Source organism: Coralloluteibacterium stylophorae (genome assembly GCF_018122625.2).
Lineage (GTDB): Bacteria > Pseudomonadota > Gammaproteobacteria > Xanthomonadales > Xanthomonadaceae > Coralloluteibacterium > Coralloluteibacterium stylophorae.
Window position 1 is genome coordinate 62064 of sequence record NZ_JAGQFT020000007.1, and the last position, 13771, is coordinate 75834.

The window sequence follows — 13771 nt, forward strand, 5'->3', positions numbered from 1 at the left end:
GCCGGCCGCGGGGATAGGACGCGCGGCGTGATCGCGGCAGAATTGCGCACCGTCAGGACTCCCGCGGATACGCCATGAGGGCACGGATCGAGGACGTGGCGGCGGCCGCGGGCGTATCCATGAAGACCGTCTCGCGCGTGCTCAACAACGAGCCGAACGTGCGCGAGGAGACCCGGCGCCGCGTGCAGGAAGTGGTCGAGCGGCTGCACTACGCGCCCAACCTGTCGGCGCGCAGCCTCGCCGCGCAGCGGTCCTACGTGGTGGCGCTGATGTACGACAACCCCTCACGCAACTACCTGATGGAGATCCAGGTCGGCGTCCTCGACGCCTGCCGCGCGCAGCACTACAACCTGGTGCTGGGGCCCACGCACTGGGGCACGGAGGGCTTCCTCGGCGAGGTGACCGGCCTGATCCGGCAGTCGCGGGTCGAGGGACTGGTGCTGACGCCGCCGCTGACCGACGACGCCGCCCTGCTGGCCACGCTCGACGGACTGGGCGTGCCGTTCGCGAGCATCTCGCCGCAGGTGCAGACCGGGCGCATCGGCGTGACCCTGGACGAGCACGCCGCCGCCGCCGAGATGGTCACCTACCTGATCTCGCTCGGGCACCGCCGCATCGGCCACATCACCGGCCACCGCAGCCACGGCGGCTGCGCCTGGCGCCACGCCGGCTACCGCGAGGCGCTGGCGCGCGCCGGGATCGAGTACGACCCGGAGCTGGTGATCGCGGGCGAGTTCGACTACGAGTCCGGCGTGCGCACCGGCGGCCGGCTCCTGGACCTGCCGGAGCGGCCGACCGCGATCTTCGCCGCCAACGACGACACCGCCGCCGGCGTGCTGCGGGCGGCGAGCCTGCGCGGGCTCGAGGTACCGCGCGACCTGTCGCTGTGCGGCTTCGACGACACGCCGATGTCGCAGCAGATCAACCCGCCGCTGACCACGGTGCGCCAGCCCAGCCGCGCGATGGGGCGGCTGGCGACGCTGGAGCTCATCAAGGCCATCCGCGGACCCGAGGCCGGGCGCATGCTGCGCGTGGACTACGCCCTGCAGCTGCGCGAATCGGCTGCGCCCTACCGCGCCCCGCGCTGACTGCCCCGCCGCCGCGGCAGCGGCAGCGGCAGCGGCCGCGAGCTCAGCCGCGCACGGCGCGCAGCAGTTGGCGGGGCAGGATCAGGCCGAAATGCCCCCAGATTGCGACGAACGCGAACGCGCGCCGCAGCGCCCCCACGCCGCGCCCCTCGAACTTCACGAAGTAGCGCCACAGCCCGCGGTGCTTGTGCCACTCCACGAACAGCGGCCGGCTGCGGCTCGACACCCCCCGCACGTGCAGCACGCGCACGTCATTGGCGACGGCGACGCGGCGGCCGGCGTCGCGCACGCGGCGGCAGAGATCGAGGTCCTCGGCGTGCAGGCGGTAGCCCTCGTCGAAGCCGCCGAGCGCCGCGTACAGCGCGCGCGGCATCAGCATCAGCGCGCCCGAGGCCGCGTCGACCGCCTGCAGCGCCGCGTCGGTGGGCGCGAGCGCCAGGGCGCGGGCGCCGCCGAGCATGGCGGCGAGCGTCGGCTCGCGCCGGCGCGCGGCGCCGTCGCGCACGCCGACCTCGTCGACCAGGTCGGCGCCGACCAGGCCCAGCCCGGGATCGGCTTCCATGTGCGCGCGCAGTCGCGACAGGGTGTCGGGCTCGAGCATGAGGTCCGGGTTGACCAGCGCGATCCACGGCGAATCGCCCATCGCCGCGCCCTGGTTGCAGGCGCTGCCGAAGCCGACGTTGGCGGTGTTGGCCCACGGCCGCAGCCGCGCGTCGTCCATGCCGACCGCGGCGACCCGGTCGCGGGTGCCGTCGTCGGAAGCGTTGTCGACCACGATCGCCGCGGCGACGTCCTCGGCGGCGAGCACGCGCCGCAGGCAGGCCTCGATGGTCGAGGCGCTGCGGTAGGTCACCACCACCACGTCGATCGCGCCGCCGGCGGCGGGGTCAGGCGAAGAGGTCACGCTGTCCTCCGGACGGCGGCCGCCGCGCCAGCGCCGCCTCCAGCGCCGCACGCGGTGCACGCAGCGGGTCGTCCATCAGGAAGCGCGCGACCGCCGCGGTCAGTCCCGGCCAGCGCGCCGCGAGGGCGGCCTGGTCGCCAGGGGCCGGGACGGCCTCGCGCGACCGCGCGACGAAGGCGTCGTCGGCGAGCACGTTGCGCCAGCCGAGGCCGGCGAGGCGCGCGCAGAGGTCGGCCAGGGCCGCCTGCAGCGAGCCGTAGCTATCGGCATCCAGACCGCCCGCCGCGGCGCAGGCCGACTGCCGCAGCAGCACCGCATGGGCGACCGCCACCGGCAGTGCGGGCCGCACCGGCGCCGTCCCGGCGGCCGCCGCGGCGAGAGCCTCGAGGTCGGCCGGCGGCGGATTGATCTCGCCGATCCGGGGCCAGGCGGCGAGTTCGCCCACGTTGCACCAGGGCGTGACCGTGGCGACCGCAGGGTCGGCGGCCAGCGCCGCGACCATCCGCGGCAGCCAGGTCCCGGCCGGACGCGCATCGGCGGCCAGCAGCAGCACGTCCTCGCCGGCGCAGGCGCGCATCGCCTCGGCGAGCAGCCGCACCGGACCGCAGGGCCGGCTGCGGCGGGTGCAGTCGGCCGCGAGTCGCGTGCGCGCCAGCCAGCGCTCGACCAGGGCCATCACGCGCGGTTCGGCGGCGGCATCGTCTACCAGCCACACCCGCGCGCCCGCCGGGAGCGTGCGTTCGAGCGCAGCCAGGCAGTCGTCGAGCGCGTCCAGGGCGTTGTCCAGCGGGATCACGACGACCGGCAGGCCGCCGCCGTCCTCGCCGCGCGCCGCGCCCACCGGCCCGTCCCGCCTGACCGCTCCCCTGCCCACGCCGCGTCCTCAGGGCTGTCGCGGCGCCGCGTCCTGCGTACGCAGCGGCTCGAGCGCGCGGAAGCGTGCGCCGTACTGGTCGGTGAAGTCGCGTGCCTCCTCGGCATTGCGCAGGACCCGGGGGGTGATGAGGATCACCACCTCCTGGCGGTCGGTGTTGCGCGTCTGCTGGCCGAACAGCGCCCCGATCACCGGGATCCGGCTCAAGCCGGGGATGCCGGAGCGCCCGCTCGCCGAGCTGTCGGAGATGAGGCCGGCGAGCATGATCGTCTCGCCGCTGCGCACCGCCGCCTCGGTCTGCAGCTGGCGGGTGTTGATCGACGGGTTGGGGTTGTCCGCGGTGACCGTGCTGTAGTCGGGCGTGGAGATCTCCTGGATGATCTCCATGAACACGGTGCCGTCGCCGCTGACGCGCGGACGCACCTTGAGGATCGTGCCGGTGTCGATGTAGTTGGTCGTGCCGAGCGCGGTGTCGCTGCCGGTGATGGTGTTGATCGAGGTGGTGATGATCGGCACCTGGTCGCCGACGTTGAGCGAGGCCTCGGCATTGTTGCGCACCGTCACCGAGGGCGTGGACAGCACCTGCACGTCGCTGACCTCGTCCAGCGCGCTGAGGATCGCCACCGAGTCGTCGCCGGCGAAGATCCAGCCGAGCCCGGAGCCGGGCGTGATGCTGCCGGCGTAGCTGCCGAGGCTGCGCCGCGAGGCGGCGAGCTGGGCCAGGCCGGGATAGTCGCTGGCGTCGAGGTTGTTGCCGACGGCGTTGTCGAAGAACCAGCTCACGCCGTAGCGCAGGTCGCCGCTCAGCGAGACCTCCACGATCTGCGCCTCGATGTGCACCTGCGCCGGCATCACGTCCAGCTGCTCGATCACCCGGCGGATCGATTCCCAGCGCGAACGGTTGGCGCGCACGATCAGCGCGTTGCTCTCCTCGACCGCGGCCACGCCCACTTCCTGGCCCTCGATCTCGAACTGCACCGATCCGCTCTGCACCCCGGCCTCGCCGCCGAAGTCCAGCGCACCGAGTTCGCTGCCTCCGCTGGACAGGCCGTCGGAGCGTCCGCTGCGGGAGCTGGTCGTGCCGGTGTCGCGCATGCTGCCGACGGTGGAGCGGGTCAGGCCCGGCGCCAGCGAGCCGCCGCCCCCGCCGGAGCCGCCGTAGACCTCGCTCAGCCGCTGGGCGAGGTCGTAGGCCTTCACGTACTTGAGCTGGTAGGTGAACAGCTCCGCGCCGCTGCCCGCGTCCATCTCGCGCAGCCAGCGCTCGATGTGGCCGAGGTAGCGCGGCTGCGGGGTGATGACCATGATCGAGTTGGTGCCCGCCAGCGGCATGAAGCGGAACATGCCGGCCACCGGCGTCTCGCTCTGCGGGCCGAAGGCCTGGTCGAGCTGCTCGACCGTCTCCTCCGCATTGGCCGAGTCGAGCGGGAAGATGCCGACCGACATGCCGGCCAGCCAGTCGACGTCGAAGATCTCGACGGTGCGCAGGTAGTTGGCCAGCTCGCTGCCGGTGCCGGCCAGGGTGATCACGTTGCGGCCGTTGTCGACGTTGATGATGGATCCGGGGCGGGTGTAGGGGGTGAGCACCTTCTCCATCTCGATCGCCGAGATGTAGCGCAGCGGCACCGCGCGCACCTCGTAGCCGCGGGCGGAGGCCGCGCTGCCGGCGCTCGGCGCGAGATTGCCGGCCACCGCCTGGTCGGCCGGCACCACGCTGTAGCGACCGTCGCTCCAGACCAGGCGCGCGTTGTTCCAGGCCAGCGCGGTCTCCAGCAGGCTGAGCGCCTGGTCGGCACCGACCGGCCGCGGCGTGGCCAGCGTCACCGTGCCCTGCACGCCCGGCGCGATCACGTAGTTCTGCTGCAGCAGGTCGCCGAGGATGGCCTTGACCACCGCGTGCACCGACTCGCCCTCGAAGTTGAAGGTCGCCTCGCCGCCGCCGCCGAAGCGCGGCGGCGGGGCCATCGCCGCGTCCCGGTCGATCAGCTGCCCGCTGCCGGGCAGCAGGCGCGCGCGCGAGGCCTCGGCCTCGCGCCGCGCCACCGGGTCGGCGTCGGTCTGGACGACGGGCGTGGGCGTGCGCTGGATGGTCGGCACCGGCGGCGTCGCGCAGCCGGCCAGCAGCGCGGCGATCGCGACGGCGGCGGTGGCGCGCGCGCGGCGCGGACGGCGAAGGGGGGGCTGGATCATTCCGTCACTCTACATTCGCGTTCGGATCGGACGCCTGCGCCTCGCGCTGCCTGCGCAGCTGCTCGCGACGTTCCTGGATGCGCCGGCGGATGCGCTCGGCCTGTTCTTCGGGCGAGGGGCCTGCATCGGCCTCGTCATTGTCTTCCTCGGACTCCGGCGCGCCGCGCCGGCCCTCCTCGGCCTCGCGCCGCGCACGTTCGAGTTCGGCGGCGCGCGCGGCGAGTTCGTCGGGGGTCAGCCCGCGCGCGCGGTCCAGGCGGTCCTCGCGCGGCGCCGCAGGTGCCTGCAGCGCCGTCGGCGGCTCCCCGCCCTGCCCGTCGTAGACCTCCAGGCGCAGCCGGCTCTCGCCCTCCGGCCCCGCCAGCACCGCCTCGCGCGGCGCGAGTTCGAGCAGGCTCCAGTCGGGCGCGCCCTCGAGCGGCTGCCCGACCGGCACCCGGAACACGCGCTTGCGGTCCTGGCGATCGCTCAGGATCGCCATGCGCAACCGCGGGGTGAGGATCACGCCGGTCAGCACCAGGTCGAGCGGCGGCGCGGCATCGCGCGGCTCGGCCGGCCCGTCCTGCGGGCGCCGGTCCGGCGAGAACAGCGGGCGCGCGGCAATCTCGGCGCGATCGACCGGCAGCGCGGTCGCCGCCGCGCCGGCCGCCGCGCGCGGCAGCGGCGGCAACAGGGCGGCGTCGTCGGGCAGCGGCGCGACCCGCGTGCCGAGCCCCGCCGCCGCCAGCAGCGCGGCCAGCAATGCCCAGGCAGCCAGCGCGGCGGCGATCCACATGCCCGGCGTCTGCAGGTCACTGCGCATCCAGCGCCTCCGTCTGGCTGCGCAGGTAGCCGTAGAGATCGAAGCTGATGTCGAGCCCGCGCGGGATCGCCTCGTTGCGCGCGGTGCGATAGGCACGCCGCGCCTGGATGGTCATGTCGTCGACGAACAGCTGCGGGCGGCCGCTCTCGAGCGCGGCGAGGATCGCGGCGAAGTCGTCGATGCCGCAGTTGAGCCGGACCTGGATCGCGACGCGCACGTAGCGCTCGTCGCCGCGCTGGGTGGCCGGGCTCGGGGTGCGGTTGATGATGTCGCAGCCCGACGGCGCCTCGTCGCGCACGATCGTGTCCAGGCGCTGCATCAGGCCGGCGGCGGCGAGCTGGCTGCTGGCCTCGGGCAGGAAGCCGGGATCGGCCTGCTCGGTGTCGCGCAGCCCCGCCAGCCGCGCCTCGATCTCCGGACGCTGGCGCACGTGCATCCGCATGCGCAGCTCCTGCTCGCGCAGGTCGGCGATCTCGCCCTCCACCGCCAGCAGCGGCGCGGTCCACCACCAGTGGACCAGCACCAGGTAGGCAAGCGCCACGGCCGCCAGCAGCAGGCCGAGCGCGAGGGCGCGCGAGCGCAGGCGGCTGCGGTCAACGCGCGGCATCGGCGGCCTCCTTCGGTGCCGCGGCGGCGGGCGTGGCCAGGCCGGCGGTGAGGGTGAAGCGCTCGCGGCCGCTGCGGGCGTCGGCCTGCACCGAGCCCGACAGCGCCGGCGCCACCAGCAGCGGCGAGTCCTGCAGTGCCGCGACCAGGGCCGAAGCCTGGTCGCTGAGCCCGATCATGCTGACCCGGTCGGCGCTGACCGTCAGCCGCTCCAGCGAGGTGCCGTCGGGGATCCGGCGGGTCAGCTCGTCGAGCAGGGCGACCATGCCAGGCCGGGTGGCGCGGCGTTCGGCGAGAAAGCTGGCGCCGCCGGAGGCGTCGTCCAGGCGCATGCGCAGCGCCTGCACCGCCTGCGCCTCGCGGCGGCGCTCGGCCACCTCCGCACGCAGTTCGTCGGCAACGGCGAGGCGGTTGTCCAGGGTCTGCCACAGGGCGAACCCGCAGGCCGCCACGGCCACGGTCGCGAGCGCCAGGCGCAGCATGCGCGCGCCGTCGCGCCGCGCGATGCGCCGCTCCGGCGGCAGCAGGTTGAGTCCGAGCGTCGCCCCGGGGCGCGCCGGGTCCTCGACGTCGACGCCGTCCAGCGTGTCCGCCAGTGGGCCCAGCGCGGCGAGTGCCGCTTCGAGGGCGTCCTGCGGCAGGACCACGAGCTCCACCTCGATCTGGCGCGCCTCCGCATCGCGGCGCAGCAGGCGGTGGTCGAACACCACCTGTTCCGCGCGGAACGGGGTCTGCCGATCGAGTTCGAACCGGAGCACGTCGTGCAGGCGTTCGGCAGCCGCCAGTGGCAGCGTCATCCGTCGCCGCAGCACCCGCGCCGCCGGCAGCGCCAGCCAGCGGCTGCGAGCACCCTGGGCCAGCGCGGCCTCCAGCGGGTCCGCGGCCGCGGCGAACTCGCCGGCAGGCACCGCGATGCAGTCGCGCGCGCCGGGCCCGCCGTCGATGCAGACCTCGACCGCATCGCCCAGCGGACGGATCCATACGCGCCCGCGGCCGCGACGCAGCAGGGTGCGCAGGCGCGCCGGCAGCAGTGCCTCGAGTTCGCCCCGCCACCACGAGAGCAAGCCCGGCAGCGCGCTCGCGCCGTAGCGTCCGCGGAGCCGCGACAGCGGCCGCGACAGGCGTTCCGGAGCCGCCATCGTCAGCAAGCGCGTCCGCGGCAGCCGCCACGTGCAGGCGCGGAACAGGAACGTCGGCAGGCGGCAAGCATCACTCGATCTCTCCCAGCCGCCAGCTCAGCGGAACGTAGACCCTGTCCCCCGGTCCACCGCCCGCGCGCACGACGGCGGCGATCACCGCCGCGGTGCCGTCGGGCATGGTGACGGAGGCATCAATACTATACGTTCCGGTCCCCAGCGCGACCGCGGCGGGATCGAGTTCCGGGTCGATCCCGGCGCCCTCTCCGCGCAGGGCCAGCTGCGCCAGGATCTGTTCCTCGTCGAGGCCCAGGGCGACGAGCACCGGGGCCTGGGCGAAGGTCGGATTCGGCACCGCCAGCCCCGAGAACACGGTGAACGCCGCGGCGCTGTCGCGGTAGAGCGCGGGCGTCATGCCGAGCACCTGCTGCAGTTCGGCGACGGTGTCGAAGGGTGCGTTCTTGGCGCCGTAGGGCCGGCCGGCGTCGGCGTAATCGGCGCTCTCCGCACCGCCGCCCGGCGGCGACAGCTCGTCGGGATCGCGCCAGTCGACGACCGCGCCGGCCAGCCGCGCGGCCGCGTCCTCGTCCAGCCCGCGCGTGGCGAAGAACTGCGCCAGCAGGGCCGGATCGGCGGCATTGAGGTCGATCTTGCCGGACTCGTCGACGATCGCCAGCTCCACCTCGACGCCGTCGAAGGGCATCCGGTAGCCGCGCCCGTCCGGATGCCAGCGCCGCAGCGGGTCGGGATCCTGCAGCCGCAGCATGGCGTAGTCGATCCCCGCCTGCGCCGCCAGCCGCGCCTGCGTGCCGCTGCGCATCGCCCGGCCCTGCAGCGCCTCGGTGCGCGAGGCCAGGCCGAAGCCGCCGACCAGCACGGTCAGCAGCGCAAGCAGCCACAGCACCAGCAGCAGCGCCGCACCGCGGACGGCCGGGCGGCGGGCGTTCACGGCTGCCCCTGCATCGAGGCCGACATCGGCAGCGCGCCGTCGCCGCGCAGCAGCATGGGGATCTCGAGATCGGGCCAGCGCTGCGCGCCGGCGAACTCCAGCCGCAGGCGCAACATCACCGGCAACTGCGCGCGCAGCTCCCAGTCGTCGTCGCTCCAGTCGGTCAGTGCGCCCTCGTCGTCGAGCCCGCGGAACTCGAAGCGCGCGTCCGCGATGCCGGCGAGCAGCACCTCGGGCGGACGCGCGTCCGGGTCCTCGACGATGCGGTCGCCCAGCAGCATGCGATGGTCGAATTCCAGCCGCAGCGCGTCGCCGTCGCGCACGATCCGCAGCCGCTGCAGCTGCGGACCGCCGCGGGCGAGGAAGCCGGGCATCGGCGCGACGAACTCCACCTCGTCGCGACTGCCGCGGAAGACCGTCGCCACGCCGGTGTCGGCATCGCGTTCGAACGGCATCGGCATCGCGCTCTGCAGCTGGCGCCGCAGGAAGCCCTGCGCCGCGCGCACGCGATCGGTGCGCGCGGCGATGTCCTCGGCGCGCTGCACCGAGCCGGTGGCGGTGCGCAGCGTGGCGTAGGCCAGCACCAGGCCCGCCGCGAGCAGGGCGGTGGCCAGCACCACCTCCAGCAGGGTGAAGCCGCGCATGCCGCGCCTCACGGCCGCAGCCCCCGCGCGGCGGCCGCCGGCGGCGGGAGTGCGTCGGCGTCGATGCCGGCGTGCAGCGTCGACAGCCGCAGGCGCTGGGCCGGGCCGCCCTCGTCCCAGTCCACCTCGAGCACGACGTGGCGCAGGCGCCCGGGCGGCGGCGCCGGCGCGTCCAGCCCGGCATCCGCCTCGGCGAGCAGCGGGTCGGCGTAGTCCTCGACGGTCAGCGTCCAGCGGTAGCGGCCGTCGCCGAACTCGCCCTGCTCGCGTCCCGGCTCGACCAGCCCTGCGGCCATGCGCGTGGCGATGAGCGATTCGCCGTACAGCGCCGCCTCGCTGGCCGCCTGCGCGGCCCGTACCTGGCGCACGCCGCCGGACAGGATCCCGATCACGATGCCGATGCCGACCGCGAGCAGGGCGAAGGCCACGATCACCTCGAGCAGCGAGTAGCCGCGCTGCCGGCGCGCGCGCGCGCTCATGCGTCGTCCCCGGCCGCGGCCGCCAGCCGGACTTCGCCGGTGAGCCAGGCGATGTCGATCCGCCAGCGCGCCTCGCCGCGCACCAGCTCGATGCGGCCGCCGGTGGCCGAGCCGTCGGGGAAGAAGCGGATCGCGGCCACGCCCTCGGTCGGCTGCACCTCGCGCGCACCGGTGGCGACGATATCGAAGCCGTCGGGAAGCTCGCCGCTGCGGCCTTCCGCGCCCTGCCAGCGGCGCGCCTGCGGATCCACGACGAAATCCTGCGCCTGGCCGCTGACGATCGCCCGCGCGCGGGCGAAGCGCAGCTGCGCGGCCACCTCCTTCACCGCCGTGCGCACGCGCATGCCGTCCAGGCCACCGGTGAGCGACACCGCGAGCGTGGTGGTGATGACCGCGACCAGCGCGATCACCACCACGATCTCGAGCAGGGTGAAGCCGCGTACGCGTTCAGCGCCGCGCGCGGGATCGGAGCTGCACAGGCGGCGCGGCATGCGTGGTGCCCGGGCCGGTCACTCGTTGCGGATGTCGGCGGCCGTGCTCTCGCCACCGGGCTTGCGGTCGGCGCCGAGACTGACGATGTCGAAGCGTCCGTTCTCGCCGGGCGTACGATATTCGAAGGGCGTGTTCCAAGGGTCCTTGAACTCGGCAGGCTTGGCGTACGGCCCGAGCCAGCCGCTGGCGTCGGACGGTGCCTCGGCGAGTTCGTCCAGCGACTGCGGCAGCCGCCCGGTGTCCATCTCGAACTGGTCGACCTTCGATGCCAGCGTGGTGATCTGGCTCTGCGCCAGGCGCACGTTGGCGCGGTCCGACCCGCCCAGGATGCGGCTGCCGGCGAAGGCGACGATGCCGCCGATCAGCACCACCACCACGATGATCTCGATCAGGCTGAAGCCCTGCTGGGCGCGGGGGGATGCGGCGTAGTGGGTTCTCATGCAACTCATCCTATCGATTGCGTCATGTCGTACAGCGGGACCAGGATCGCGAACACGACCAGCCCGACCACCAGTGCCATCACCACCGTCAGCGCCGGGACCAGCGCGGCGAGCACGCGGTTGATCGCCTGCGCGGTCTCGCGGTCGAAGGTGGTGGCGACCTTCTCCAGCATGGGCTCGAGCTCGCCGGTTTCCTCGCCGACCTGGATCATCTGGACCGCCAGGCGCGGCAGGAGTTTCGGGCGCGCCAGCGCATGCGCCAGGCCGCTGCCGGTCTTGACCTCTTCCGCGGCGGCATCCAGCGCCTGCGCCAGCGCGCGGTTGCCGACCACGTTGCGGGCGACGTTGAGCGCGGTCAGCAGCGGCACGCCGTTGCCGACCAGGGTCGCCAGCGTGTGCGCCAGGCGCGCGGTCTCCATCTTCGCCAGCAGCGGACCGACGCCGCGCAGGCCGAGCAGCCAGGTGTCGAAACGCAGGCGCCAGGCCGGGTCGCGGCGCCGGCGGTCGAACCACAGCAACGCGCCGACGATCGCCAGCAGCCCCAGCCACCACCAGCCGCGCGCGGCGTCGCCGAGCGCCAGGGTGATGCGGGTCAGCAGCGGCAGCTCGGCGCCCATGCCCTCGAACATGCCCTCGAACTGCGGCACCACGTAGGCCAGCAGCATCACCACCGACAGGCCGACCATCAGCATCAGGATGGCGGGGTAGATCAGCGCGTTGACCACGCTGCCCTTCAGCGCCTTGGTGCGCTCGAGATAGTCGGCCAGTCGCGCCAGCGTCTCGTGCAGGCTGCCGCCGGCCTCGCCGGCGCGGACCATGTTGATGTAGAGCCGCGAGAACAGGCCGTGCTGCTGCTCCAGCGCGGCCGAGAGCGTGGTGCCGCCGCGCACGCTGTCGCGCACGCGCTCGATCACCCGCCGGGCCTGCGCCGATTCGGGCAGGTCGAGAAGGATCGCCAGGGCGCGGTCGAGCGGCTGGCCGGCGCCGAGCAGGGTCGCCAGCTGCTGGGTGAACTGCAGGATCTGGTCGCCGTCGAGGGCGCGCCGGCGCAGCAGCGACGCGAGTCCGGCACCGCCCTCGAAGGCCTCCGCGCTGCGCGCCTCCATCGGGATGTGGCCGGCCTCCTGCAGGCGCGCGACCACCTCCTCGGCGCTCGCCGCCTCCATCTGCCCCTCCAGCGGCTCGCCGCCGCCGCTCAGCGCCTTGTAGCGGAACTGGGGCATGGGTCAGGAGCCGGGAATCGGGAAGCGGGAATCGGAAATGGCGGGCGCCTCGAGGCATTCGCCGCCGCGCCTCGGGCGGGCGAACGCGGGGCGCGGGCGACACCGGCCCTCGCCACCCGCCCCTTCCCGATTCCCGCTTCCCGATCCCCGCAGCTTCAAGCTAACCCTCCTGCGTCACCCGCAGGACCTCCTCGATCGTGGTGACGCCGGCCATGGCCTTGAGCAGGCCGTCCTCGTACATCGTGCGCATGCCGGCCCTGCGTGCGGCGGCCTCGATCTCGCCCATGCCGGCGTGTTGCATCACCAGCCGGCGCAGGTCGTCGTTCATGACCAGGAATTCCATGATCGTGGTCCGGCCGAGGTAGCCGGTCGGGGTCAGCGGCGAGGGCTTCGGGCGGTACAGGTGGATCGGGCCCTCCGGCTGCAGGGCGCGCAGGCCGAACTCGGCCACGACCTCCGGCGACGGCTCGTAGCGTTCGGCGTGGGCCGGCTCGATCCGGCGCACCAGGCGCTGGGCGAGGATGCCGTTCACGGTCGAGGTCAGCAGGTAGTCCTCGACACCCATGTCGAGCATGCGGGTGATGCCGCCGGCGGCGTTGTTGGTGTGCAGGGTCGAGAGCACCAGGTGGCCGGTCAGCGCCGACTGGATCGCGATGCGCGCGGTCTCCAGGTCGCGCATCTCGCCGATCATGATGACGTCCGGGTCCTGGCGCACGATCGAGCGCAGCGCATGGGCGAAGTCCAGACCGATCTGCGGCTTGGCCTGGATCTGGTTGACGCCCTCGAGCTGGTACTCGACCGGGTCCTCGACGGTGATGATCTTGACGTCGGGCGTGTTGAGCTGGGACAGCGCGGTGTAGAGCGTGGTGGTCTTGCCCGAGCCGGTCGGCCCGGTGACGAGCAGGATGCCGTGCGGCAGCTCCAGCACGCGCAGGAACTGGGCCAGGAAGGCGTCGGTGAAGCCCAGCGACTGGAAGTCGAACACGATCGATTCGCGGTCGAGCAGGCGCATGACCACGCTCTCGCCGTGCGCGGTCGGCACCGTCGACACGCGCAGGTCCAGCTCCTTGCCCTGCACGCGCACCATGATGCGACCGTCCTGCGGCAGCCGGCGCTCGGCGATGTTGAGCTTGGCCATGATCTTGATGCGCGAGATCACCGCCGCGGTCAGGTTGGCCGGCGGCGACTCGACCTCCTCGAGCACGCCGTCGATACGGTAGCGCACCTTCAGCCTGTTCTCGAAGGGCTCGATGTGGATGTCCGAGGCCCGGTTCTCCACCGCGCGCTGGATCACCAGGTTCACCAGGCGGATGACCGGCGCCTCCGAGGCGAGGTCGCGCAGGTGCTCGACGTCGTCCTCGTCGCCGCCACCCTCGTCGCCGAGATTCTCGACGATGGTGCCCATCGCCGAGCGGCCCTGGCCGTAGTAGCGCTCGGTCAGGTCGGCGATCTCGGCGCGCAGGCCGATGTGGATGCGCACCGCGCGCCCCGTGGCCAGCGCCACCGCCTCGGCCGGATACGGATCGTAGGCGTCGGCGACCAGCAGGTCGACGTGGCCCGCGTCCTCGCCGATCGGGCACACCGCATGCTGCTTGAGGAAGCGCAGCGACAGCGTCACGCCCTCGGGCGGCGCCTCCGGACAGTCGCGCGCGGCCACCATCGGCAGCTGCAGGACGCTGCTGCTGATCTCGGCGAGGTCGCGCTCGGAGATCAGTCCCAGCCGTGCGAGCAGGGACACCAGCGGCGTGCCGGCCGGCGATTCCTCGTGCAGGCGGCGCGCACGCTGCAGGTCGCCCTCCTTGAGGCGCCCACGCGCGAGCAGCTCGGCGACGATACGGGCGTCCAGGTCGGGCTCGACGGCCTCGGCGGCCACGTGCGGAACGGCGTTCAAGACGATACGCGGATGCGGCGGGGGGACGCCCGACTGTACAGGATCACCGCGAC

The 13771-nt window shown here is 73.7% G+C and carries 14 protein-coding genes; 1 reads left to right on the plus strand and 13 read right to left on the minus strand.

Annotated features, from left to right (window positions below):
* Nucleotides 1-74 precede the first annotated feature (74 nt).
* Nucleotides 75-1088 (plus strand): LacI family DNA-binding transcriptional regulator, encoded by a 1014-nt coding sequence (locus KB893_RS11575; RefSeq protein ID WP_211925918.1) that lies wholly within the window; start codon nucleotides 75-77, stop codon nucleotides 1086-1088.
* Between the two features lie 43 nt (nucleotides 1089-1131).
* On the opposite strand, the gene KB893_RS11580 is transcribed toward KB893_RS11575, so the two are convergent.
* The 13 genes from KB893_RS11580 to gspE all read right to left on the minus strand — a co-directional run bounded on the left by KB893_RS11580 (nucleotide 1132) and on the right by gspE (nucleotide 13700).
* Nucleotides 1132-1992 carry a glycosyltransferase family 2 protein gene (locus KB893_RS11580; protein WP_211925917.1) on the minus strand — a complete coding sequence of 287 codons (861 nt, stop codon included), beginning with the start codon at nucleotides 1990-1992 and terminating at the stop codon, nucleotides 1132-1134.
* Nucleotides 1976-2833, minus strand: coding sequence for a glycosyltransferase family 2 protein (locus tag KB893_RS11585; protein ID WP_338026938.1), 858 nt, complete (start codon nucleotides 2831-2833; stop codon nucleotides 1976-1978). Before KB893_RS11585 ends, KB893_RS11580 begins: the two co-directional genes overlap by 17 nt.
* Nucleotides 2834-2875: 42 nt before the next feature.
* Nucleotides 2876-5056, minus strand: coding sequence for a type II secretion system secretin GspD (gene gspD / locus KB893_RS11590; protein WP_211925916.1), 2181 nt, complete (start codon nucleotides 5054-5056; stop codon nucleotides 2876-2878).
* 4 nt (nucleotides 5057-5060) lie between these two features.
* Entirely contained in the window at nucleotides 5061-5858 is a 798-nt protein-coding gene (locus KB893_RS11595) for a hypothetical protein (RefSeq protein WP_211925915.1), read from the minus strand.
* Nucleotides 5848-6465, minus strand: a complete 618-nt coding sequence (gspM, locus tag KB893_RS11600; RefSeq protein WP_211925914.1) for a type II secretion system protein GspM — start codon at nucleotides 6463-6465, stop codon at nucleotides 5848-5850. The genes KB893_RS11595 and gspM overlap by 11 nt, the downstream gene beginning before the upstream one ends.
* Nucleotides 6452-7603, minus strand: coding sequence for a PilN domain-containing protein (locus tag KB893_RS11605; RefSeq protein WP_211925913.1), 1152 nt, complete (start codon nucleotides 7601-7603; stop codon nucleotides 6452-6454). Before KB893_RS11605 ends, gspM begins: the two co-directional genes overlap by 14 nt.
* Nucleotides 7604-7673: 70 nt before the next feature.
* Nucleotides 7674-8549 (minus strand): type II secretion system minor pseudopilin, encoded by an 876-nt coding sequence (locus tag KB893_RS11610; protein WP_211925912.1) that lies wholly within the window; start codon nucleotides 8547-8549, stop codon nucleotides 7674-7676.
* Complete coding sequence (locus KB893_RS11615; RefSeq protein ID WP_211925911.1) at nucleotides 8546-9193, minus strand: prepilin-type N-terminal cleavage/methylation domain-containing protein; 648 nt, start codon at nucleotides 9191-9193, stop codon at nucleotides 8546-8548. Before KB893_RS11615 ends, KB893_RS11610 begins: the two co-directional genes overlap by 4 nt.
* Nucleotides 9194-9201: 8 nt before the next feature.
* Nucleotides 9202-9672 carry a type II secretion system protein gene (locus KB893_RS11620; RefSeq protein WP_211925910.1) on the minus strand — a complete coding sequence of 157 codons (471 nt, stop codon included), beginning with the start codon at nucleotides 9670-9672 and terminating at the stop codon, nucleotides 9202-9204.
* Nucleotides 9669-10163, minus strand: coding sequence for a type II secretion system protein XpsH (gene xpsH, locus KB893_RS11625; RefSeq protein ID WP_211925909.1), 495 nt, complete (start codon nucleotides 10161-10163; stop codon nucleotides 9669-9671). Before xpsH ends, KB893_RS11620 begins: the two co-directional genes overlap by 4 nt.
* Nucleotides 10164-10181: 18 nt before the next feature.
* Nucleotides 10182-10604: a type II secretion system major pseudopilin GspG gene (gspG, locus tag KB893_RS11630; protein ID WP_246505615.1), complete on the minus strand. Its 423-nt coding sequence runs from the start codon at nucleotides 10602-10604 to the stop codon at nucleotides 10182-10184.
* 5 nt (nucleotides 10605-10609) lie between these two features.
* Nucleotides 10610-11827, minus strand: coding sequence for a type II secretion system F family protein (locus KB893_RS11635; protein ID WP_211925907.1), 1218 nt, complete (start codon nucleotides 11825-11827; stop codon nucleotides 10610-10612).
* Between the two features lie 160 nt (nucleotides 11828-11987).
* Complete coding sequence (gspE, locus tag KB893_RS11640; protein WP_377731263.1) at nucleotides 11988-13700, minus strand: type II secretion system ATPase GspE; 1713 nt, start codon at nucleotides 13698-13700, stop codon at nucleotides 11988-11990.
* Nucleotides 13701-13771: the final 71 nt, after the last annotated feature.

What these genes read in the sequence shown, in the direction of transcription:
- gspM (WP_211925914.1), bottom strand. Translation starts at nt 6,465, where the DNA reads ATGCCGCGCGTTGACCGCAGCCGCCTGCGCTCGCGCGCCCTCGCGCTC.
- KB893_RS11575 (WP_211925918.1), top strand. Translation starts at nt 75, where the DNA reads ATGAGGGCACGGATCGAGGACGTGGCGGCGGCCGCGGGCGTATCCATG.
- KB893_RS11615 (WP_211925911.1), bottom strand. Translation starts at nt 9,193, where the DNA reads ATGCGCGGCTTCACCCTGCTGGAGGTGGTGCTGGCCACCGCCCTGCTC.
- gspG (WP_246505615.1), bottom strand. Translation starts at nt 10,604, where the DNA reads ATGAGAACCCACTACGCCGCATCCCCCCGCGCCCAGCAGGGCTTCAGC.
- gspD (WP_211925916.1), bottom strand. Translation starts at nt 5,056, where the DNA reads ATGATCCAGCCCCCCCTTCGCCGTCCGCGCCGCGCGCGCGCCACCGCC.
- KB893_RS11620 (WP_211925910.1), bottom strand. Translation starts at nt 9,672, where the DNA reads ATGAGCGCGCGCGCGCGCCGGCAGCGCGGCTACTCGCTGCTCGAGGTG.
- xpsH (WP_211925909.1), bottom strand. Translation starts at nt 10,163, where the DNA reads ATGCCGCGCCGCCTGTGCAGCTCCGATCCCGCGCGCGGCGCTGAACGC.
- KB893_RS11635 (WP_211925907.1), bottom strand. Translation starts at nt 11,827, where the DNA reads ATGCCCCAGTTCCGCTACAAGGCGCTGAGCGGCGGCGGCGAGCCGCTG.
- KB893_RS11595 (WP_211925915.1), bottom strand. Translation starts at nt 5,858, where the DNA reads ATGCGCAGTGACCTGCAGACGCCGGGCATGTGGATCGCCGCCGCGCTG.
- KB893_RS11605 (WP_211925913.1), bottom strand. Translation starts at nt 7,603, where the DNA reads ATGGCGGCTCCGGAACGCCTGTCGCGGCCGCTGTCGCGGCTCCGCGGA.